We start from the raw sequence: 22,145 nt of genomic DNA on the forward strand, positions 1-22,145 counted from the left end.
GTAAATAGTTTCCTGTGGAAATAACAAACAGGGTCGAAGAAATGTTCATGGATTCAGATAAAAAAACTATATTTGCGCACCCTGTTTTTCATTCTTCTATATTAATGTAGACAATTTGTATGAATAAAATTCTTATTATTGACGATGAAGTCCAGATTCGCAGCCTTTTAGCTCGTATGCTGGAACTTGAGGGCTATGAAGTGTGTCAGGCAGGTGATTGCAAAACTGCCATCAAACAACTGGAAATTCAATCGCCCGACGTAGCTTTATGTGATGTTTTTCTTCCTGATGGAAACGGAGTGGATCTGGTTTTGAATATCAAAAAAATAGCTCCCAATGTGGAAGTGATTCTTCTTACTGCTCACGGCAATATTCCCGACGGGGTGCAGGCTATTAAAAACGGTGCGTTTGATTATATAACGAAAGGAGACGATAATAACAAGATTATCCCTCTCATTGGTCGTGCCGTAGAGAAAGCAAAAATGAATGTCCGTCTCGAAAAACTGGAAAAGAAGGTCGGGCAAATGTACTCGTTCGATTCTATCCTGGGGGAGTCAAAAGTGCTGAAAGAGTCGGTGTCTTTGGCGCAGAAGGTGTCTGTGACAGATGTTCCCGTATTGCTGACGGGAGAAACCGGAACAGGAAAGGAGGTCTTTGCGCAGGCTATACATTATAACAGCAAGCGGAGCAAACAGAATTTTGTGGCGGTCAACTGTTCGTCTTTCAGCAAAGAACTGCTCGAAAGCGAGATGTTCGGACATAAGGCAGGTTCGTTTACCGGTGCGTTGAAAGATAAGAAAGGGCTTTTTGAAGAGGCCAATAACGGAACGATCTTTCTGGATGAAATCGGAGAGATGGCTTTCGAATTGCAGGCAAAGTTACTGCGTATCCTTGAAACAGGAGAATATATAAAGATCGGTGATACCAAGCCGACAAGAGTCAATGTGCGTATCATCGCTGCTACCAACCGGAATTTGCAGGAGGAGATCAAAGCCGGGCATTTCCGTGAGGACTTGTTTTATCGTCTTTCGGTTTTTCAGGTGCATCTTCCTTCGCTTCGCGAACGTACCGGTGATATCAGGATTCTTGCGACTGCTTTCGCCAAAAGTTTCTCTGAAAAACTCTCGTATGCCGTCAATGAGATGACTCCTGCTTTTTTGGAAGCGCTGGAACAACAGCCGTGGAAAGGGAATATCCGTGAGTTGAGAAACGTGATTGAACGCAGCCTGATTGTTTGCGAAGGTGGACGGCTGGATATCTGCGACCTTCCTTTGGAAATCCAGAACACTCATTATGAATGTTCGGACGATAGTACAGGTAGTTTTGAACTGGCTGCAATGGAGCGCAGGCATATTGCGCGTGTGTTGGAATATACGAAAGGGAATAAAACGGAAGCTGCCCGCTTGTTGAAAATCGGACTTACTACGTTGTATCGGAAGATAGAGGAATATAAAATCTGAATATACATTTTAATCAGGCCACGCACTGGCTTTCGAGAAATTGTTTGGATAGCGAACTGATTAGTTTGTTTTTATCTGTGCTGTGCACAGATAGTGTGAAACAATGATCGCTTCCTCCATAAGAAATGAGAGATACGGGGATATCTTTGATAGTATCCATAATATGGCTTTCTACTTGTGTGCGTTGCCAATGAAGGGAGCCGATGATATGTATTACAGACATATTTTCGTCCATTATCATTTCGGCATATTTGTGTAGTTCCCTTTCAATGATTCGCAGGGTGTCCCGGCTGGCTGTCAGCATCATCGAGATAGATACATTGGATGAGGCCATTGAGATGACATTGATTTGATATTTGTTGATAACTTCCAATATCTTACCCATAAACAAATATCCGGGCAATACATTCAATGAGGTAAAACGTACAAAGGTAGCCGAATCCTGTGAGAGGATGGCTTTGACACTGTTGCCTGTGTCATGGGAAGATATATAGAGGCGTTCTGTTAACAGATCGTGTGTATCGGTTAGGCGGATAACTATATTAGAGCGTGCCGCAAGGGTGATACAATCTGCGTAGAGCAGGTGTACTCCGCTGTTAATCAGTTGTTCGGCTTCTATGTAAGTTAGTGAATGTTGTTCTCGCAGACAATTCCGGTTTGCGTAGATATGGTTGATAGGGGTGGATAACAGCATTTCGTCCGCTTTGAATAGGGTGGCAAGCACTGTTGCATAGTAATCATTGCGTTGTTCGCTCATGAAGTCTATTTCACCATACACATTCCTGCAAATGGAAAGTGGGGCGATAAAAATATCTACATTCCGGTTCTCGTCAATGTATTGTTGGATAGATTCCTGAATATATGGGATATCCGGCTTTCTTTCCAGGTTGATCTGTATAAGTTTGCCGGTATCTAATGTTTGGGCACGAAGATCCTGTTGACGTAAGCAATAAGTGAATAAATCGCTGGATAATCCGTATACTTCCGCTTTTATCATTTTATCAATCAGTAAATCTGCTTTGTCTTCTACAAGTATATGTATTTTCTTTATGCATTCCAGAATCCGGTTTTTAATTTCTTGATTTAGGTGCGAATCTGTAATGAGATGATTGGCAAGGGTATAGCAATATGCTTCGATGGCATTGACTGTGGTATGAGAAACTTCATCTTCTTCGTGAAACCAACTGATGGAAATAGCCTGTAACCACTCCTGTAATTGTGCCAATATAGGGACTACAGCTACATAAGGATGTTCTTTCTGAATACAATTGATTACTTGCTTCATTTCATCCTCATCTTTAATTTTCTCGAATTTACAAACTTTCATTGTTATCTGGTTATTTATTGGTTACTACTCTTTTCAAAATGATATGCCTTTTTTCAAAAGAGAAAGATATTTAAGAATCATTCCTTAGCTTTAGAATATGGTATATCTATATAAATCAATCTGTTAATGTTGTAATCAATGTTTTTAATACATCTCTTTACTATAAGTAATCTGCTAATACCATACCACATTGGGATATGAAAATAAGATTTCTTATCTTTGTAGCGTAATTGATTGATAAACCAACAGTATTTATCTATTTATGAAACTCTGTATCTAGCTACGCTCAACGAATAGCATCATTTCTAACAGGGCTATTCAGCTATCCGACAGGCAACTACTCGTCTGCCAAAGAGTTTTATATCCATTATTATAAATTTACGGAACTGTGTGCTGCTATGATGTGGTATACCGTATCGTGCTATTTTTAAGTTGAGCAATGAATTATACATATAAGCAAATATGGCTCATCAACTTTCCTGTGATGATGAGCATTCTGATGGAACAATTAATCAATATTACCGACGCTATTTTCTTGGGGCACGTGGGAGAAGTCGAACTGGGAGCTTCTGCGCTTTCCGGAATCTATTATTTGGCTGTTTATATGCTGGGCTTCGGATTCAGCATCGGGCTGCAGGTAATGATTGCCCGGAGAAATGGGGAACAATATTATAAAGAGACGGGACGTACATTTTTTCAGGGAGTATATTTCCTGTCGGGGATGGCAGTCATTCTTTGCCTATTGCTCCATTTGGCTTCTCCCTTGACCCTGCGCCGGTTGATAACTTCGGATGAAATTTATCAGGCAGTGATTCATTATCTGGATTGGCGTAGCTTCGGCTTGTTGTTCTCATTTCCTTTTTTAGCTTTCCGGTCTTTTCTGGTAGGGATAACAACGACCAAAGCATTGTCCGTGGCAGCTATCATGGCTATCTGTATCAATATTCCTTTTAACTATCTGCTGATATTCAAACTGAATCTGGGTATATCCGGGGCGGCGATGGCTTCTTCTTTGGCAGAGTTCGGAGCTTTTATCGTACTCCTATTATATATGTGGGTGAAGATAGATAAAGTGAAATATGGACTGAAGGTTGTCTATGACGGGAAGTTGTTGATGAAGTTATTACGATTGTCTGTATGGAGCATGCTTCACGCTTTCATCAGCGTTGCTCCCTGGTTTTTGTTCTTTGTTGCTATCGAACATCTGGGAAAGACGGAACTCGCCATTTCCAACATAACCCGTAGCGTTTCTACTGTCTTTTTTGTGATAGTCAATTCTTTTGCATCCACTACGGGCTCATTGGTCAGTAATTTGATTGGAGCAGGAGTGGGGAAAGAACTTTTTCCTGTTTGTCGTAAAGTTCTTAAGCTGGGCTATGCGGTGGGACTTCCGTTGATAGGGATAGCTCTTTGGAGCAACCAATGGGTTGTCGGATTTTATACGAATAACGATAATCTGATGAGATTAGCTTTCTATCCTTTTATAGTTATGCTGTTGAATTATGCTTTTGCATTGCCCGGATATGTTTATGTCAACGCTGTTACCGGTACAGGAAAGACGAAGCTCGCCTTTATCTTCCAGTTAATCACCATTCTTGTATATTTGATTTATCTGTATCTGTTAAGTGAATGTTTTCATGCTTCTCTGACTGTGTATATGACGGCAGAATATTTGTTTGTTATTTTATTAGGGATGCAATCTATCATTTACTTAAAGAGGAAATCCAACTAGAATATGTATTTTTGTACTTTCAATACTTGATACTTTCTCGAAATGACTGAAGATATAAAGAATAAACTTTTGATGTGTGCGGAGATGTATCATCGTGCAGACTTTATACAAAGTGACCCGGTACAGTTTCCCCATCGTTATACGCTGAAACAGGATATCGAAGTCAGCGGTTTGCTGACGGCGATTATGAGTTTTGGCAATCGCAAACAGATCTTGAAGAAAGCGGACGAATTGCACGGGCTAATGGGAGATTCGCCTTATCAGTATGTACTGTCCCGTCAGTGGGAGAGAGATTTCCCATCGGGAGCAACCGGTAGTTTTTATCGGATGCTGTCACATGCTGATTTCTATGGATATTTTCAGCGATTATACATTGCTTATACACAGTTTGAAAGTCTGGAAGAAGCCTTGAAGACATACCCCGGAATACCGATGGAAAAGCTATGTGCATTTCTTGAAGTCTCTGCCAAAAGCCCTCAAAAGAAACTGAATATGTTTTTGCGTTGGATGATTCGTCGGGACTCGGCGGTCGATTTGGGCATTTGGAAGAGTTTTGATCGTAAAGAACTAATTGTTCCTTTGGATACACATGTCTGCCGGGTAGCCCATTATTTTAAGTTGACGGATGCGGAAACCTTTTCTCTGAAAAATGCCCGCCAGATAACGGCAGCATTGGCTGAGGTCTTCCCGGATGATCCATGTTTGGGCGATTTTGCCTTGTTCGGATTAGGGGTGAATGGGGAGATTTAATGCATGGCTTGATAGAATCTCAGAAACAATATGTTGCTTCAGTGAAAGATACTGTTTTATTGCATGATATCGTAAAACGCAAACCTGTCCGTGATGTAAAACTGCTGGATGATACTTTTATTTATTTGGTTAATAATGCATCAAACTTATTTTCTGTCCAAAATCTGATTAATTTCTTTAAGTCTAAAAATCGGAGAGTAAGTTATGACACATTATCTAATTATTTAGGTTATATAGAAGAGGCTTTTTTAGCATATAGAACAGAACGGTATAATATAAAAGGGAAAGATGTAGTAGCCGGTAATTGTAAGTATTATCTGAATGATTTGTCTTTTAAGAATTTTCTCTATCCGGGATTTTCTTATGGTGTGGGGTGTTTGCTGGAGAATGCAGTATATTTGGAGCTTCGTCAGTCGGGATATTCTGTATATGTGTGTGCTATTTGTGATAAAGAAGTTGACTTTGTTGCGATGAAGGACGATAGAGTTATATATCTTCAGACCACTTATATGTTGGAAACGGAACAAACAATAGAACGTGAATATTCACCTTTACTATCAATAAAGGATAATTATGAGAAATATGTTGTTTCTTTAGATGAGATACAGCTCCCCTCTAAAGAGGGAATGACATATTCAGGTTTGGAATTTGAATGAAATTTTATAAATAATCGATTATATTCGGAAGAGTCGATACAAAATTAATGGGTAATCCATTATTAAAAGTTGATAGACAAAGAGCTACTTTATCACTTGTTAAGTAGTAACAGGGTGTCTTTCGGACACTCTCAACGTACTATTATATCAATGTTCCTTAAATCTCTAACCCTTAATGCAACAAATATTCAACTTTAAAGTTGAATATTTGTTGCATTATACTGCATTATTCATATCTTTGCATAAAGATATTTTAGATATGGATATAGAAACAGTCGATAAATTCTTGAAAGAATTTAAAGATAAGGCTAGGGCTTTCGGGATTATCTTTCGCATAGATAGAAAGAAGAATATGCAAGCTTTGCTTGATTTGGAAATTTCGGCAATTATGCGTGAAAAGATAATAATGTCTTTGACAGTTGAAGACTATTATAAAGGTCCTACGGAAGATAAATTGAATTATATGGGAGAACTTTGGGAGTTTGGCAAGTCTGTAGATAAAAAGGAGGTCTATATCAAAATAAGTAAAGGTACTGGAACAAATTCTCCAATCTGTGTCTCCTTTCATTTGGCTGAGAGAAAAATAGAATATCCTTTCAAAAATAAAAAGTAGAAGTTATGAAAAGTCCGTTTACAGGTGGTGACGCTGTATTGTGTCATGAAAAGCAATCATTTGAATTTCGAAAAGACAATTTTGAGATAGTATATCATTTTTATAGATGTAAGGATACAAATGAAGAGTTTACTACAACTGAACTTGATCAACTGAATATGAATCAAGTTTATAATTTGTATCGTCAGAAATATGCAATACCATTTCCGGATGAAATAAAAAGGGTCCGGGAATTATATGGTATATCTGCACTTCGAATGTCTAAACTTTTAGGTTTTGGCGATAACCAATATAGAAAATACGAAGAAGGAGAGATGCCTAGTGTGTCTAATGGAAAAATGATTTCAGCTTTGAAAGATCCTCATTTCTTTTTGGAAATTCTGAAACTTGCTCAAAATCAGTTTCCCAATGATGAGATACTTAAAATTGAAAAAAGGGTAAAGGAACTGTTATTAAATAATTCCTGTTTTGAGAATAAAATAAATGAATTTATATTTCACAACCATTTGTCTTTACGTTCAAGTATGAATGGGTATGCTTCTGTCATTCCCGAGAAGGTTAAGCAGATTATTGTCTTTTTTGCATCTGCATTACAAGGAGTTTTTGAAACAAAACTAAATAAATTATTATTTTATTCTGATTTTCTTTCCTATAAGAAATATGGTAAAGGTATTAGCGGGTTACAATACCAAGCTATAAGTTATGGACCTGTTCCTGTACGTTATAGTACTATATATGAGAACTTGGACGGATTAAAAAAGGAAATCATAAATTTGGGAAATGGTTATTCTGGAAGTATAATTACAACTGTTGAGCAATTTGAACAGTCTTTATTCACAACTGAAGAATTAGAGGTTTTACAATGTGTATTAGCTCATTTTGAGAAGAGTAAGGCTAATGAAATTTCAGAAATGAGTCATGCTGAGGAAGCGTGGCGCCAAAATGAAAAACAACATAGTTTGATTGATTATAGTTATGCGTTTGATTTGAGACAGTTGTAATGTAAACACGAAGGAAAAAAGGAATCTTCCAAGGGATATTCCTAAAATGATAAAATTTAAGGCAACTAATTCATTGCGAGTTAGTTGCCTTTTTTGTATCTTTAAGCATTCCCCCCCAAAAACGGTTTGACGGCCAAAACGGGGGGAATTAAAAATAAAAACACATGGTAAAGATACAAAAAATCTCAGAAATCGAACCTCGATTTATATAGCGATAATTTATATGGGGACACGGCTTTTTCATTTAAGAAATATTGTTCATCGCTTGTTATTGCAGTAAAAATCCTTATATTCGTGCGCAGCGATGCGGAAGCACCGCTTTAGGTGTTTCTTCTTATCGTTCATTTTTAATTTTTTTATAGGCGGAATTCAATAGAATATGATGTTGGTATTGTCTTCCGCCTTTGTTTTTGCGCCAGCAAAAATACGATTTATCCCACTGATATACAACTTTTTACGTAAATATTATTAAAGAAGAAACACCTTGACTGTCTTCGTGGCAGCATTATGACTCATTTGAGAAAATTTGTATCCTCAGTCCCTGAATACCGCAGAACAAGCCGGGGAAACTTCAAACACAAACTTGAAGATATACTCATGCTTGTAATATTGGGCAGGCTCAGTAAGTGTATTACCAGAGCTGAAATACTTCAATTTGGCAAACGTCACTTGAAACGCCTACAGGCGAGAGGGTTATTTCCGTATGGGTTACCCTCAGAAGCTACGCTTTGCCGTGTGTTTCAAAGCATAGACGATGAAAAGATGGCTGATCGCATGTCTGCTTTTGCCGACGTTTTCCGCAAGGAAATATCCGCTTCGGCAACTGACATCATTTGTATTGATGGAAAGGCCATGCGGGGTACCTTGTACGACAACGGACGTAATCCTGATATCGTCTCTGCATATTCACTCCGTTCGGGTTTTACTTTGGCTACTGATGTTTGCAAAGAGAAAAGTAATGAAATCAAATCCGTGCCCCGGCTATTGGACAAACTAGAGGTATCAGGATGTGTAGTCACCGCAGATGCCATGTCATGCCAAAAGGTGATAATAGACAAGATTAGAGATAAAGGAGCGGACTTCGTGATCGAACTCAAGGCGAATCAAAGATCTTTGCGCTATGGGCTTGAAGATTCTATAAAGACCGCCACCCCAACTGATATCTATAAGAAAGGTCCATACTTGGAACACGGCAGGATTGAGTCAAGGATATGCCGTATATACCGTGGGGAAGAACTGATTGTCGACAGAGAAAAATGGAATGGCAATTTGACAGTTGTAGAAATACTCACAGCTACGGAAAAAAAGTCTGATGGTAAGAGTACATCCGAACAGCGACTGTACATTTCAAGCCTGGATAGCAGTGCAGAGCGGCTTAGTCAGATAACCAGACAGCATTGGGCTATTGAAAGCATGCACTGGGATCTTGACCGTAACCTCCGGCAGGACAGCATAAAGCGTAAGGCTGAACGGGCGGCTAGAAACCTGGACACAATTCAGAAAATGGTGCTGGCACTGATTGCCGTTTGGAAGAACAGAAGGAAAAAAATATCAGATAAGCAAAAGGGGACGGCGCAGATAATAAGGGAGCTAGCGGTAAGTTTCACTAACGTGTTGCATTTTCTGGCTCAAAAATGAGAAAAATTCAGATTTGACATATCCGTAACGCATTGATTATCAATAACAGCATTCCCGCCCATGCCGCAATGGCATGGGTAGGGGAATGGTACGCCCAATTCAAAGCTTAAATGAAAAAGCCGTGATATGGGGATTTTATCGGGGCTTGTCTTTTAATCATCTCATAAATATTTCTTGTTTAACCCACTCTAAATCATTTGTGATTGATTGGTCTTGCATCATCTTCATGATGTAGTAAAATCCTCCGTTTGCATATTCATTAATCATATCAATAGCTTTTGTAGGTTCTTTCATTATATCCAATGAGCCAGCTTTTGCAATGCACATACATAGTAAGGCTTCGGCATCCTTTTCACCGCCACCATTGCACATGGTATTTAGGCTAAATGGACGGTCTGCTAATGGTGATTGTAGTGGCCTACGTTCATTATGTATGAAACCAACAACAGCAGCCCAAGCAAAGCATTGCCAATGGAATGAAAATACATTATAAGCACCGCCTTGCTTATTGGAGAATTTAAGGATTACATTATCCTTAACGTTTTGTTCAAACGTAAATTTAATATCAAATATATTTTCCATACTATCTCTATTTTAACACTTGTACCTTTGTAGAAACTTCATGTTGGCCTCTACTTGAATCTCCACTGTATATCTCACTTTCAAGATTGTATATTCTTGAAATATTTCTTTGATTTAGCAGATCAATATATTTATCGCTATCTAAGTCTACATCTTTAGTTAGGATTATAGATTGACCAAAAATATCTTTAATACCAAGTAAATATTTGTGGGTTGTTTCAAGGTCAAAGCTTGACGTAGGCGCATCACTGATAAAGGGATAATAAGTTCCCATTGCCTCCTGATTTAAAGAAAGTAATGCATTAATAATACTCATTTTTTTGCGATCTTCGTGGCTAGTATTTAATCCTGCGTCAAATTCTATAGAATAATCTTCTCCAATCTTAACATTACCTTTATACCCATCGTCATGTTCTGTAAATTTAGCATAGAAAGTGTTAGCGCGTTCTTCGATTTTATGTAAAAGTTCCTTTCTTGCATTCTCTTGAACACGTTTACAAATATCTTCCAAAAAAGTTGAAATATATTTCCATTCTGTTTCAGGTACTTTGGCTATAGAGGTGTCTTTGACTCCCAATTTTTCAAGCTCTCGTTCTGCATTACGTAAGTCTGCTTTATAGTTTGCAAGAGTCGTTTTTATGGCTTCTAGCTTCCGTTGTAGTGATTCTAAATTTGTTCTACTAGCTCGATTTCTGCTATTAATAATATCTGCGGTTTCTGCTTCTGTTACTGGATTCACACCATGTTTCTTTTTGATTTCTTCAATCTGTTCGTCCAACTTGTACTTTTCATTCTGTTTTTTACGACGTTGAACCATGTATTTTTCAAGCTCTTCTTCACTATCTTTCCACTGCTTATCAATCTTTGACAGGGAAATGAGCAAGGAGTCTGGATAGTCTTGAATCTTGCCAACAAACATATTAAACTGTTTAGATAATTGCATGTTGTTGACATATTCTTCCATTTCTTTTAAATATTCTTCCTGTAATTTTAATCTTTCAGTAATGTAATGATATGGAGCGTCTTTTTCTGTGAATTCAGTTCCGCAAACAAAGCATTTTTTATCTTTTAAAATTTCTTCTAATTTAGCACGGCTGGGATTATCCAAATACTTTTTTTCCGAAACTGTATATTCTTCCTTTTTGTGTTCTTCTATAATCTCTTTACACTTCTGAACCATAGATTGAATCCCCCTTAGTATCCATAATGAGGGAAGTTTTTCTCGTTGAAAATTATCAATTTTCGTAGTTTCAGATAATAATCTAGTAATTTCACTTTCACAATCTTTATATTTCTTCACTAGCATAGAGTAGCTAGCTAGGCCTGATATTTTAGTTTCACCATCAGCTAATGCAATCTTTACTGTATCTATGTGGGCTTCTAATTCCTTTTTGTTTTCCTCTTCCCGGTTAATTTTGCAATTAAGGGTTTCAATATTTGACAATAACTCTTTTACGTTTGAATTATGCTTATTGACTTCTTTTAGTCTACGATTTTCGATGTTTATAATTTTAACTTTTGATTTACTGATAATGTCTGAAAGTTTTTCATAATATGGAAAGTATGATATGTGTTTTACTGCATCTTTAAGAGTCTCTTTTTTTCTAAAATTAATCAAACTTTCCAAAGATTCTCCTTGGAACCAAATGTAATTTCGAATGCCATCAGGGAATAATTCGTTAATTTTATCTTCTGCATAAAGATCATTAAGTACTTTAGTTCCTGTGGCAGAATCAAAAGATATTTTTAGCATATTAGGTCGAACAATCCAAGCATCATCACTTTCCCAATTATCACAATTTTGTCTAATAGCACTGACTGAGCGTTCTATTAGATAGTTTATGCTTTTATCATCTTCTAACTCTATTTGTACAGATGCTACGATTTCTTCGTTTTCATTTGCTTTAAATAACGCTCTTTTATTTATAAATTCATGACGTTTCATAGTAAATTTTGCAGATTGAGGTAGATTGTCTGTTCTACACCAACCTATTCCTGTGATATAAATTTTACCAAATAATATCCAGTAGAATGCATTGAAAAGTTTTGATTTACCTTTACCACCATTACCTATGACAAGATTAAGACCATTAGAAAAATTCATAGTCTGACTCTTATAATAGGATTGAAAATTTTCTATAGTAATATTTTTGATTATCATAGTCTTACGTGATTAAGAGTTGCAAATATTTTTTATATTAGCAATGTATTGACTTGTTAAAGCGTCTGCCTCACCTGCATCAGTAGAAAGATTTGTAAGCATTTTTGCTACTTCTTTTGCTTTTTCAAAGTTCACGGTAACTTTCTCCATTCCTGAATTAATTGTTTGATTGATTTCTTTTTCAATCGCTTTGTACATTTCGTCTTGAATAGCCATGATTATTTTTTTATTTATATTGATTATTCTCATTTTCAAGCATTGCAAATAAATCGATTTTCAATATCTCACAAAACTCTTTTAATTCACCATAGAGTATATCTATTTGGTTGTCCGCTAGTGCGGCAAAATTTACAATTCTTTTAACCTCACTAATAAAAATGTTTCGTTCGATGCCAGTAGAGTCATTTGCTGCATTGGGTGGAGTAACTATCAAATCCCATATTTTTGCTTTTTCTTTCCCCTTACTTTTTCGTAGAACGCGTCCGCGGCGTTGAATAAATTGACGTGGATTACCTGTACTTGAACAGAAAATAGCGTGTTCCGCTCTTGGGATATCTACACCTTCATCTAGACATTTCATAGAAAGAAGGATTTGTATATCCCCATTAGTAAAACTTTTTAATATACTTGGAGCATCATCCAAGCCACTGATATATTTGTGGTAACTATATCCATGCTCCTTGAACATCTGAGAATATTCATCAATAATATGAATATCCTCCTGTTTTATGTTATATGAATCATTTTCTGAATAATCAGGTTCATATCCTTCTGGGACAAAAACAAAAGTATAATCAAGTTTCTTCTTCTGTTTCAAATTTTCTAAAAGTTCAGATATTGCTACCTTTTTATTTTCTGCTTTATGAATTATTCTTTTACGTTTTAAGAGTAGTTTTTCAGCTTCGGGTCTATATTTATTTGTTTCTGGATCTATAAATTTCCTAAGTTTTGCAGATATTCTTTCATACTCTTCCATCTCATAACTAGTTAATTCGACAAAGATAGGATAATAGTCGTAATGACATAAAATATCTTCATCAATAGCCTGTTTCATCGTATAACGATAGGTATATTGGGGAGGTGTTGAATTGAAGAATTCATAAAGTTTATTAGAACCCCAATTATCATAGACTCTTTCTGGTGTTGCTGATAAGCCAATTCGCCACTTGATCATCTCTGGTAGATGTTTAAGTGAATTTGGAGAAGCTATATTATGCGCTTCGTCAGCTATATATATAAATGATTCTATATCTTTTGTTTTATTTATAAAAAACTGTATATCCTTGCGATTAAAAGTGGCGTAAGTTGTAATCACTATAATACTTTTAGTTTGATCTAATAAACTTCTTGTTATGTACTTATTTAGAGTGTTTTTCCAATCTTTATCAGTATGTGTTGAAACAATGTTTTGAAAATTAAATGTTTCTGCTTCATGTTGCCACTGAATTGCTAATGCTTGTGTTGGGACTACAATAATTGCTTTATAAAATCCATTTTCTTTGTATTGCTTACGGAGGCAGTTTAATGCAGTAACAGTTTTACCAGAACCAGTTGCCATTGCAAAAATGCCACTTTTATTATTAGCTATCCATGCATTGTATGCATCTATTTGAATAGTTCTTTCTTCTGGAAATGGAAACCGAGGTTCCTGTTCTTTTAATTCTAATTTGTCAAGTAGTCTCTTTGATAATGGTTTATGATATTTATTTAATACTGTATAAGTGCTTTCCTTTTCTATTTCCCTCAAATCAAGACCGCTCTGTAATAATTCTTCGACCGAATATTTAGGAAACTTGTCTTCTATGTATGTTTTTACTTCATCTATAGGTATATGAATCAAATGAGGTGTGTCATTGTTCCATGATTCGCTGAATAAAGTTTGATATTCATCAATTCTTTTGTCATCAGCAGGTGAAGAGAAAACAGTTATAGTTTCTCCATTTAATTCTAATGCAGAATGAGAAAAATTAGCGGAACCAATAAATGCGACTTTATTACCTTTCTCATCTGTGAAAATGCCATATTTATCATGGCCAAGTCCTCCTTTTGTGGAAACTGTTGCTATAAATTCTATTCTGTTAATAGATATTAAATATGATAAGCAATGAAAGAAGTGTTCGTCAGTTTTTGATAACACTTTTGTTAATCGTGTAATATCGGATAATATGCGACTCTCAAATTCATTTACTAAATGAGTTTGACCATTCTTAATAGCTTCTTTATCTTCTTTGCTCAATATGTGATTGATAATAACTCGCATTTTACCACCATTGGCTATAAATAGAGCAAAACCATATGCAAGGCTTCTGATTCCACTAGACGAAAAGAATCCTAATCCCAAATCGAAAGTAGAACTTTCAATCAACGCTTCAGTAAAAAATTCTTTAGGTTCATCGTATCCTGAAGAATAACTGTGTTTAAAGATCACATCATTTAACATATCATATCCTCCAATCCTTTGTGAATTTTATCAAACAAGTAGTCATAGCCTACTAGATTTGGATTATCTTTAACATCTCGTGCAATACGTTCCAAACCATCATCTAGATGAATCTTTAGGTAACGAGGAATGTCTTTATCATTATCGGAAATTTGGTAATGAGTACATATCATTGCTATGTATATGGAATAATAATTGCCAAATAGCACATTCTTACTATATTCTTTCCCACCAGAATCTGTTATATCTAATGGGGAAAATTTTACACCTGACTGTAAGGAATATGCGATAGCTATACGAGCAATTATATTTTCGGCACCTAAGTTAAACTTACGCGTTAATTCCACTACATTTTCTTTATTCTTGCTATTTGTCTTAATTTGAGAAAACATATTACTCTTTCATTAATAGTTCAACACTAATCTGCTTAAAGTATGAATGAGAATTCTCATTTATAATCACATACACTGAGTTTACGAGTGGTTTCATTAGTTCAAGTTCTTGTTCTGTTAACTCCTTATGTAATAACGGAAACAATACGACTTGCTTGGATATTGCTGGATAAAACTCTGTGATAATCTTATTAGAATGGCTCTTGTCAAATTTTTGCAAAGGACTATCAATAAAGACAGGAAATTCAATTCCAGATTCATCAACTAATGCTTTCAATATTGACGTTGCATATAACTGTTGTTCCCCTTTTGATAATGAGTCTTTGCGAATAAGTTCTCCATTTGGCGAATATAAATCAATGTCAATTCCATCATCAATAATCTGTACTTTAACGCTTCCGATAAAATCTTCTTTATGCATTAATGTATTCATTGTACCACGAATACGGTGTTCTAATGAATACTTTTTCTCTTGTTTTAAAGAGTACAAAAAGGCATCAAGTTCTTTTATCAGTTGTTCTGCTAGAGCGTCTTTCTTTACATCACTATCATCTAGGCTAACTCTTTTATTTAGCTCGGATATTAATTTGTTTACAGTTGCTAAATCTTTAGTTATTATTCCTTTAGATTCATATAAAGAACGGATATTACCCTCTACTTCCATAATTTGTTTTTCAACAATATTCTTTTGCGCTCTAATCTCTTTAATCAGGAGATCGCTTTCGTTATTTCGCATATTGGCAATTTGGCGAGAGGCACGTTCTAATGTTTGTTTGTTTTTACGATAATCGTCGGCTAACCGTTCAAATTCTGTTTTATAAGTGCTTGTTATATTGTTAAATACGGAAATAAACTCTTGATATTCTTCTTTACTAATATTAATTAATTGTACTTCATTACTTTCTATGCCTTTGTATTTATTCAGTACATATTGAATGTTGTCTTGTAATTGCAACGAGAGATCTGTTGCTATTGGAATGCGACTCAATGTCAACAGTAAATCTGATGTAATATCGGCTATTAAGTTATTCTGGTTACTTACATTCTGAGCTGATTTAGCTATCTTATAATCATATTCAAGTTGCTCCTTTGTCGCGCGAAACAACTTGCCAGAAATAGCAAATGGGGCATATTCTAAAAATGTTTTCAGTTTTTGTTTGTATTCAATATCTTTCTTTTTTGTGACGTCAACAACCGTTTCTAAACGGTTTAATTCATCTAAAGTCATACCATTGCCTTCTCTTAACAAAGATATTTGATATGATTCATTTTGCTTTTTCAACAAATTAAGAGATTCCTCATAGTTTTTAATCTGTTGGTCTTGCTCATTGATAGCTGCCTGTAATTTAGTTTGCTTATCCAGCAATGAATTTAGTTTGTTTCGATTATCAATGTCGCTTGATTTTTTACGAAATCTTAGCCTTAGATTTTCTAAATTTTTTTTAAGGTCTTCATACTTTTTTACTCCAAGAACTTCATTGTACGCAGAAGCAAGTTTACGCTTTTCTTCTATTGTATTTGTTTCTGCGAGAGTAACAATTTTTTCTGAATCAAAGAAAAAGAATCTAGCAATATCCTTATTGAGGATGAAATCATTAATAAAAACATCACTACCTATTTCTGCAGAAAGTTCATTAATGTTTCCATCTATACGTATTTCAACATTCTCTTTATCCAGAATTACGTCATAACTGCGTGTAACTCTTAGAGAGCGGCATGGTATAGATGGTATAAAAATATCCGTAAATTCAATTGAGACAGAATAAGAAGCAAGAGCCTTGAGTTCATTGTCATCAGATATATATCCTTGGCGCTTAATGCGGGTTATTTGTTCTTTTCCGAGCTTGTCAATAATTTGTCTGAGCTCGATATTCAGGTTATATTGGAGAAATGCATTATATCCGCCTCGAATGGCAATGTCTTTACGTATGGAATCATCAATGTCAATCATTATGCGGCCATATAAACACCAAAGTAATGAATGTAAAAATGTTGTCTTACCAAAACCATTCTGTCCTGATACTAAATAAATATTCTTTTTGTTTTCAGTTAAGAATACAAGACGATTTGTCCCTTTATATAAACGATAATTTGTTAATGTTATATCTCTAATTTTCATAAAATTTCTTCCTTTACAAAGGTTGCTAAACGATTGTCAAGATCTGTCTGTAATCCATATTTTTTCATTAACAGAGTTTTGTTTTTTTGTAGAGCTAGTAACTCTTGTATTAACCTATAATGCGATGAATCTTTACATGCTTTTTCTAACATTAATCTTTCTTGTAGGCCTATGTTGTCATTAGGTAAATCAAAACCATACACCTGATTATATATGTCGTTTACAGTAGTTGTGAAATTTCCATCGCGATACCATATAACCTGTATAGCAATTAACTCCTGACTTGTAATAAGGTCTATGCTTGAACGAAATTCTTGGGTCTCTTTTTGGATAGTTAACAACTCTCGTAAAAGTTGAATTCTATACTTCATAGTGTAGCAACCTTGATTATGCCCAGTTTCATCTACAGCTAATTGGCCATTTCGTCTTCTGTCACTTCTTAATTCAGAAACATTACGATTTAGTACTAATCTATTTCTAAAATCCAATAGGGGTTTCATCCATTCGACTCCATTTTTTATCAGAGAGGTCATAGATTTATCCTCTTTGACGACAGTACATATCCAACAACCAAATCTGCTTTGTCCACAAGAACGATGAGTCTCGTCTGTAACCACAGTCGGACACTCGTAGTCATCAGCTGATGCATCAGAGTATATTTTGAAAAGGATTTTATTGTCAAATCCCCATGGTGAAGGAATAATATTAATAATCCACCACACTTCTTCAAGCATTAGTTCTTTTATTGGTGCATAAGTATAAGTGTTAGGATTAAGTGGATGTTTTGTCAATCTATGTCCCTTAATTTCATGCTTTCTTATAGAATTTGCTCGTTGTTGGCTTTCATCGAGACGGGTTCCAATGAGAATTATAGCTTCGCCATCTGCTGCTACTTGATTAGTGATAAATGTCGAAGTAGGCTTAATTTTCATTTTCTCTGTACAAAAACGAAATGCATTGTTTGGAACAGGATAACCTTTACCGATCACACAGGACCAAAAAGTATCTTCAATTTGTGGGGTAGTAGTTCTTACTGTTATAGGTAATTGTTGCTCTTTTGCTGCCTTCTTTATTGTTTGCAGTACAGTTGTTACATATTCTTCTATGACAGGATTCTCTACCATTGTGTCGTTGCACACAACATACACACGGCGATGTAGAGGTATCCCTGATTCTTTAAGTCTTGTAATAGCAATCCAAACCAGTGTAAGTAATACTGTAGAATCTTTACCACCGCTAAATCCTATAATCCATGAACGATTATAGCGATCCGTCTCTTGGTATTGATCCATCAACTCTTCAATTATATTTTCTATTTTTTTGTTCTTCATTATAAACCTCTAATCAATTTTGTCAGGGTTGTTAAAGCCCTTAAGTTAATATTAGGCGCATTGTGATCTCGTTCAACGGAGTTATAGGTGGTTTTTGGTAGAATTCCATTGAGAGAATAGTACTCTTGGATTTTCTCTATTTTTCAACTAGCCACTTACTTGTTTTATAAGAGTCACTTTTATTTGATTTATTATTGACTGATTATTCAACATACGTTTATACTTGTCAAATAACTAACAAAGATAATGTATTTATTGGATATAAAATAATATTTGGTGGATATAACCTATATTTATATGCTGATTTTCTATATATACCTTACGGGATATGTGGAATCCGCTGATTTGATGGTTAGATTCAGAAAATGCCAATGCAGTATTAGGAGAAAAAAGATTTATGTAGTATTTCATGGCTTTATGTCTTGTTTTTGACAAATTTATAAAAAGAATTTTGGATGATATGATATTTGTAGGATTTTTTTAGATGAAATTTATTCTTCTTTCATTTTCTTCCTCCACCTCTGAAACCCTCTCATCAAACTTTCCTCTTCCACCGACTCCACCATATCATACTTTACCACAAACTCATGCATCGACTTTATATACATCACCCCATTTTTGAACTTATTTTCCAATAGGAATGAATAAAGCTCCGCTTTCATTTCCACCTCAATTTCCTTTTCAATAATAAAGATACTGTCCTGACCGAAGTAATTGTAGATTTCCGGGTTCTTGCCCTGTCTTGGGCTAGGAAGAACAAAAGTGATATTTCCAGTCTCTTTCCAGGAGACGCCTTGCGGATGAGGAACGGATAATTGATGCAAGAAATGATAAATGGGAGTGAGGTGGGAGAGGTGGATTGGAATGGGGAGCCTTGAAGACGGATTGCTATAAGATTGAAGTTCTAAACTTTGTCCGTACCGGACATACATATACCTCGCCAGATATGGCTTGATGGCAAACGTGACTGTAACCATGGGATTTGAATTTTGAATTGTTGAAATTTGTTGTATACTGATTGCCGCTTCGTGCGGCAGATTCCGTCGTGTTTGTTGGAAAAAATCCCATGGGTTACGGGGACGGAACTCTAATTTAGTAAGAAGTTGAATTTCAAATGGTTACAAATGTCGGTTTTTCCTTTAAAACCAACGGGCCGTTCCTTTTAAAGGAACGGCCCGTTGCACACCGAGGAATGACCTCTTCCTTTTAAAGGAACGGACGGCTCCCTAAAATCCATAGTGCAAAGCTATGCCTAATATTCTAATTTTTCAAAAGGAATAATAGCGACAATATTTATATTATGTAATGAAATATCATAAATAGTGTACATCTCTAATTTATGCGTATGCATATTGGAGATATGTAATAAAAATATACTGATTACTAGAGCGTGTATTTTAACTATATTTATTAGATAACTATTCTTAAAGTGGAAAAACTTTTTATTCCACTTCTTGTTTCTTGCGTAATAGGCGGAAAAATAGTTCTGATAAGTAAGGTGAACTTTGTACTTTTACGTCTCAAACAAAAAAAGCAAGATATGATAACATCAGTGAAACTTATGCTGAACAAGAGCAGGATATTGAATAATGGTAGTTACCCTTTAGTATTTCAGGTGATACACAATCGGAGAAAAAAGTTACTGTATACAGGCTACCGGATGAAAGAAGAGGTGTTTGACGAGCTGGAAGGGAAGATTATGAATGGCGTAAGTTCTACTTTTACGGCTACGGAGGTTGTGAAAATGAACCGCGAGCTACGGAAGATGCGGAATCAGATTGATACACGGATCAGGCAGCTTGAGCGGACAAGGGAAGAATTTACAGTGGAGGATATTCTGGCTCAAAATGCTTTTGGTACAGGAAAACCACAGTTTTATTTATTGCGATATATCAATGCGCAGATTGAGCGTAAGCAGGAGCTGAAGAAAGTGGGAATGGCTGCGGCCTACAAGAGTACCCGTTCGTCGTTGGCAAAATTTATAAGTCGCCCCGATGTGCGGATGTCGGAGGTTGATTTGTCGTTCGTCAGGAGATATGAGGATTTCCTGTATAGTAACGGTGCTTCCGGCAATACGGTAAGTTATTATCTGCGCAACTTGCGCTCTTTGTATAACCAGGCGGTAACGGACGGCTATCATCCCCGTGGCGAATATCCGTTTGCTAAAGCGCAGACCCGTCCGGCGAAGACTGTGAAACGCGCTTTGTCACGGAAGGATATGCAGATTCTGGCGGACTTGGATTTGACGAATGAACCGCAACTGGAGTTTGCCCACGATTTGTATCTGTTTAGCTTTTATGCGCAGGGAATGGCTTTTGTTGATATTGTTCTTTTGAAGAAGGTCGATATTTGCAATGGTGTGCTGACCTATTCCCGTCATAAGTCGAAACAGTTGATTCGTATAGCGGTGACTCCGCAGATGCAGGGCTTGATAGATAAATATAAGACAGAAAATGAGTATCTCTTTCCGATAATCAGCGGTGAATATGCTTCTGGATACAAACAGTATCGTTTGGCGTTGGGCCGTATTAACCGGCATTTGAAGAAAATCGCTGTTGTAGCTGATATTAAAGTACCGTTGACGACATATACTGCACGCCATACCTGGGCTACCCTCGCACGTGACTATGGAGCTCCGATTTCTGTGATTAGTGCCGGACTTGGACACACTTCGGAAGAAATGACACGCGTCTATTTAAAGGATTTTGATGTATCCATGCTCAATCAGGTGAATAGCATCGTTACAAACTTATCCAAATGAAATAATTATTTGTAATATAATCTGTTGAGAATTAGAAGATATCATATTTTTATTTATCTTTGCAATATTGTAATCTATTCCGTAATAGAGATCATATTTAAATATCTTTGTTTCTTAATATATTTCACGCTGCAAAGTAAATGAAATTTTTCATTATTGAATTTATCATAAAGTCCAATAATTTATTCATTTTGTACAGATAGGGATAATAATGGCTAACTCGTTTGATTGGTTGCCTGACATTGCTCTATCAGTTGTTTGGGGGTACATCCGAAATGTTGTTTGCAGTAACGGTTGAAGTTACCTTGCGAATCAAATCCCAATTCTTCAATGATATCTTTTATACATACTCCCGGTTTCGTCATTTTTTCCAATATTCTTTGGTTCTTTTGTTTCAGCATCCACTGTTTAGCTGTCATACCAAACACTTCATTGAATTTGATAAAAAAACAGCTTCTTCCCATATTCGATAGTGAGATAAGCTGCTCTATATTATCTACTTTGGTATGATTGTGCATGACAAAATCTTTAAAATCCACTTCTTTTCCGATAATGGGGTGGAATAATGCTGCAATCTCCTGTTTTTCATAAAACCCTCGTAAAAGAAAGAAAAACTCTCGTTGCATCAGCTCGTGTAAGTGTGCGCAACTCATTCCGTTCTTGATGCAGTGGGTTAATACCTCGAGAAATAGTGTTAGTGGATAGCGTATTTTAATTGGTGAAAAGTCATATTTAATGTTGTTGCATACATTTGATAAAGACTGTAATATGAGCTTGTCACAGTTCTCTGCAGGTATATCGAAAAACATGGAGAGCAGGCTTGAATCGGTTTCCGCAAATCCTTTTAGCCGGGAAGAACGAGGGATGAGTATCATTTCTCCGGCATGAAACAGCTTGTTATGAAACTGGTTGCAACAAATGGTGAAATCGCCTTTCAGAAAGAACAGAAGATAATTTTTAGTTGTATTATCTTCTTCAAATGCTGCATTCTTGGCGAATTCAAGATATTTGAATCCGGTTTCAATCGTTGTCATGTAGTTTTGACATGACTGATGTTCTTCAATGTACAAAAGTTCGCTTTTTGTATGTTTTGTTTCCATGGCAATAACTGTTTTGATTGTTTAGTCTGTTACTTATCTGTTTGTTTCACAATTGTTTCAGTATCTATTTTTTTAATGAATT

The 22,145-nt window shown here is 35.9% G+C and carries 18 protein-coding genes; 8 read left to right on the plus strand and 10 right to left on the minus strand.

What is annotated here, in order from left to right; all coding sequences use genetic code 11:
• The first annotated feature begins 119 nt into the window (after positions 1–119).
• On the plus strand, positions 120–1,460 hold the full coding sequence (locus KTR06_RS09155) for a sigma-54 dependent transcriptional regulator (protein ID WP_217290247.1): 1,341 nt from the start codon (positions 120–122) through the stop codon (positions 1,458–1,460).
• Positions 1,461–1,473: 13 nt separating this feature from the next.
• Here KTR06_RS09155 and KTR06_RS09160 read toward each other — a convergent pair whose 3' ends face one another.
• Positions 1,474–2,787 (minus strand): aspartokinase, encoded by a 1,314-nt coding sequence (locus KTR06_RS09160; protein ID WP_217290248.1) that lies wholly within the window; start codon positions 2,785–2,787, stop codon positions 1,474–1,476.
• Between the two features lie 439 nt (positions 2,788–3,226).
• On the opposite strand from KTR06_RS09160, the gene KTR06_RS09165 reads away from it, so the two are divergent.
• The 6 genes from KTR06_RS09165 to KTR06_RS09190 all read left to right on the plus strand — a co-directional run bounded on the left by KTR06_RS09165 (position 3,227) and on the right by KTR06_RS09190 (position 9,177).
• Positions 3,227–4,519, plus strand: a complete 1,293-nt coding sequence (locus tag KTR06_RS09165) for an MATE family efflux transporter (RefSeq protein WP_217290249.1) — start codon at positions 3,227–3,229, stop codon at positions 4,517–4,519.
• Positions 4,520–4,561: 42 nt separating this feature from the next.
• Positions 4,562–5,269 carry a TIGR02757 family protein gene (locus KTR06_RS09170; RefSeq protein WP_217290250.1) on the plus strand — a complete coding sequence of 236 codons (708 nt, stop codon included), beginning with the start codon at positions 4,562–4,564 and terminating at the stop codon, positions 5,267–5,269.
• Positions 5,269–5,925: an ATP-binding protein gene (locus KTR06_RS09175; protein WP_254306409.1), complete on the plus strand. Its 657-nt coding sequence runs from the start codon at positions 5,269–5,271 to the stop codon at positions 5,923–5,925. The genes KTR06_RS09170 and KTR06_RS09175 overlap by 1 nt, the downstream gene beginning before the upstream one ends.
• A gap of 259 nt (positions 5,926–6,184) precedes the next feature.
• Positions 6,185–6,538: a type II toxin-antitoxin system MqsR family toxin gene (locus KTR06_RS09180; protein ID WP_032812139.1), complete on the plus strand. Its 354-nt coding sequence runs from the start codon at positions 6,185–6,187 to the stop codon at positions 6,536–6,538.
• A 5-nt stretch (positions 6,539–6,543) separates the two neighbouring features.
• On the plus strand, positions 6,544–7,539 hold the full coding sequence (locus KTR06_RS09185) for a type II toxin-antitoxin system antitoxin SocA domain-containing protein (RefSeq protein WP_217290251.1): 996 nt from the start codon (positions 6,544–6,546) through the stop codon (positions 7,537–7,539).
• 507 nt (positions 7,540–8,046) lie between these two features.
• Positions 8,047–9,177 (plus strand): ISAs1 family transposase, encoded by a 1,131-nt coding sequence (locus tag KTR06_RS09190; protein ID WP_217290252.1) that lies wholly within the window; start codon positions 8,047–8,049, stop codon positions 9,175–9,177.
• A 156-nt stretch (positions 9,178–9,333) separates the two neighbouring features.
• Here KTR06_RS09190 and KTR06_RS09195 read toward each other — a convergent pair whose 3' ends face one another.
• The 8 genes from KTR06_RS09195 to KTR06_RS09230 form a co-directional block, all read right to left on the minus strand.
• The gene (locus KTR06_RS09195; protein WP_217290253.1) at positions 9,334–9,759 is read right to left on the minus strand and encodes a hypothetical protein; all 426 of its coding nucleotides are present in this window, start codon (positions 9,757–9,759) and stop codon (positions 9,334–9,336) included.
• A gap of 7 nt (positions 9,760–9,766) precedes the next feature.
• Positions 9,767–11,920 (minus strand): AAA family ATPase, encoded by a 2,154-nt coding sequence (locus KTR06_RS09200; protein ID WP_217290254.1) that lies wholly within the window; start codon positions 11,918–11,920, stop codon positions 9,767–9,769.
• A gap of 12 nt (positions 11,921–11,932) precedes the next feature.
• A complete protein-coding gene (locus KTR06_RS09205) occupies positions 11,933–12,136 on the minus strand; it encodes a hypothetical protein (RefSeq protein ID WP_217290255.1) in 204 nt (67 codons plus the stop codon).
• A 10-nt stretch (positions 12,137–12,146) separates the two neighbouring features.
• Entirely contained in the window at positions 12,147–14,360 is a 2,214-nt protein-coding gene (locus KTR06_RS09210) for a DEAD/DEAH box helicase family protein (protein ID WP_217290256.1), read from the minus strand.
• Positions 14,354–14,752, minus strand: a complete 399-nt coding sequence (locus KTR06_RS09215) for a DndE family protein (RefSeq protein ID WP_217290257.1) — start codon at positions 14,750–14,752, stop codon at positions 14,354–14,356. The genes KTR06_RS09210 and KTR06_RS09215 overlap by 7 nt, the downstream gene beginning before the upstream one ends.
• A 1-nt stretch (position 14,753) precedes the next feature.
• Positions 14,754–16,871, minus strand: coding sequence for an AAA family ATPase (locus KTR06_RS09220; protein WP_217290258.1), 2,118 nt, complete (start codon positions 16,869–16,871; stop codon positions 14,754–14,756).
• On the minus strand, positions 16,868–18,202 hold the full coding sequence (gene dndC / locus KTR06_RS09225) for a DNA phosphorothioation system sulfurtransferase DndC (RefSeq protein WP_217290259.1): 1,335 nt from the start codon (positions 18,200–18,202) through the stop codon (positions 16,868–16,870). The genes KTR06_RS09220 and dndC overlap by 4 nt, the downstream gene beginning before the upstream one ends.
• 491 nt (positions 18,203–18,693) lie before the next feature.
• Positions 18,694–19,179: a hypothetical protein gene (locus tag KTR06_RS09230; RefSeq protein WP_217290260.1), complete on the minus strand. Its 486-nt coding sequence runs from the start codon at positions 19,177–19,179 to the stop codon at positions 18,694–18,696.
• Between the two features lie 563 nt (positions 19,180–19,742).
• Between KTR06_RS09230 and KTR06_RS09235 the strand changes: the two genes are divergently transcribed.
• Positions 19,743–20,963 carry a site-specific integrase gene (locus tag KTR06_RS09235; RefSeq protein ID WP_217290261.1) on the plus strand — a complete coding sequence of 407 codons (1,221 nt, stop codon included), beginning with the start codon at positions 19,743–19,745 and terminating at the stop codon, positions 20,961–20,963.
• Between the two features lie 215 nt (positions 20,964–21,178).
• On the opposite strand, the gene KTR06_RS09240 is transcribed toward KTR06_RS09235, so the two are convergent.
• Positions 21,179–22,063, minus strand: coding sequence for a helix-turn-helix transcriptional regulator (locus KTR06_RS09240; RefSeq protein WP_217290262.1), 885 nt, complete (start codon positions 22,061–22,063; stop codon positions 21,179–21,181).
• Positions 22,064–22,145: the final 82 nt, after the last annotated feature.

Origin of the sequence: Bacteroides sp. MSK.20.12 (genome assembly GCF_019052435.1) — a bacterium.
GTDB classification, from domain to species: domain Bacteria; phylum Bacteroidota; class Bacteroidia; order Bacteroidales; family Bacteroidaceae; genus Bacteroides; species Bacteroides xylanisolvens.

Bases quoted from the DNA above. Each gene is read 5' to 3' on its own strand.
- KTR06_RS09155 (WP_217290247.1), top strand. From the start codon at position 120: ATGAATAAAATTCTTATTATTGACGATGAAGTCCAGATTCGCAGCCTT.
- KTR06_RS09160 (WP_217290248.1), bottom strand. From the start codon at position 2,787: ATGAAAGTTTGTAAATTCGAGAAAATTAAAGATGAGGATGAAATGAAG.
- KTR06_RS09165 (WP_217290249.1), top strand. From the start codon at position 3,227: ATGAATTATACATATAAGCAAATATGGCTCATCAACTTTCCTGTGATG.
- KTR06_RS09170 (WP_217290250.1), top strand. From the start codon at position 4,562: ATGACTGAAGATATAAAGAATAAACTTTTGATGTGTGCGGAGATGTAT.
- KTR06_RS09175 (WP_254306409.1), top strand. From the start codon at position 5,269: ATGCATGGCTTGATAGAATCTCAGAAACAATATGTTGCTTCAGTGAAA.
- KTR06_RS09180 (WP_032812139.1), top strand. From the start codon at position 6,185: ATGGATATAGAAACAGTCGATAAATTCTTGAAAGAATTTAAAGATAAG.
- KTR06_RS09185 (WP_217290251.1), top strand. From the start codon at position 6,544: ATGAAAAGTCCGTTTACAGGTGGTGACGCTGTATTGTGTCATGAAAAG.
- KTR06_RS09190 (WP_217290252.1), top strand. From the start codon at position 8,047: ATGACTCATTTGAGAAAATTTGTATCCTCAGTCCCTGAATACCGCAGA.
- KTR06_RS09195 (WP_217290253.1), bottom strand. From the start codon at position 9,759: ATGGAAAATATATTTGATATTAAATTTACGTTTGAACAAAACGTTAAG.
- KTR06_RS09200 (WP_217290254.1), bottom strand. From the start codon at position 11,920: ATGATAATCAAAAATATTACTATAGAAAATTTTCAATCCTATTATAAG.
- KTR06_RS09205 (WP_217290255.1), bottom strand. From the start codon at position 12,136: ATGGCTATTCAAGACGAAATGTACAAAGCGATTGAAAAAGAAATCAAT.
- KTR06_RS09210 (WP_217290256.1), bottom strand. From the start codon at position 14,360: ATGTTAAATGATGTGATCTTTAAACACAGTTATTCTTCAGGATACGAT.
- KTR06_RS09215 (WP_217290257.1), bottom strand. From the start codon at position 14,752: ATGTTTTCTCAAATTAAGACAAATAGCAAGAATAAAGAAAATGTAGTG.
- KTR06_RS09220 (WP_217290258.1), bottom strand. From the start codon at position 16,871: ATGAAAATTAGAGATATAACATTAACAAATTATCGTTTATATAAAGGG.
- dndC (WP_217290259.1), bottom strand. From the start codon at position 18,202: ATGAAGAACAAAAAAATAGAAAATATAATTGAAGAGTTGATGGATCAA.
- KTR06_RS09230 (WP_217290260.1), bottom strand. From the start codon at position 19,179: ATGGTTACAGTCACGTTTGCCATCAAGCCATATCTGGCGAGGTATATG.
- KTR06_RS09235 (WP_217290261.1), top strand. From the start codon at position 19,743: ATGATAACATCAGTGAAACTTATGCTGAACAAGAGCAGGATATTGAAT.
- KTR06_RS09240 (WP_217290262.1), bottom strand. From the start codon at position 22,063: ATGGAAACAAAACATACAAAAAGCGAACTTTTGTACATTGAAGAACAT.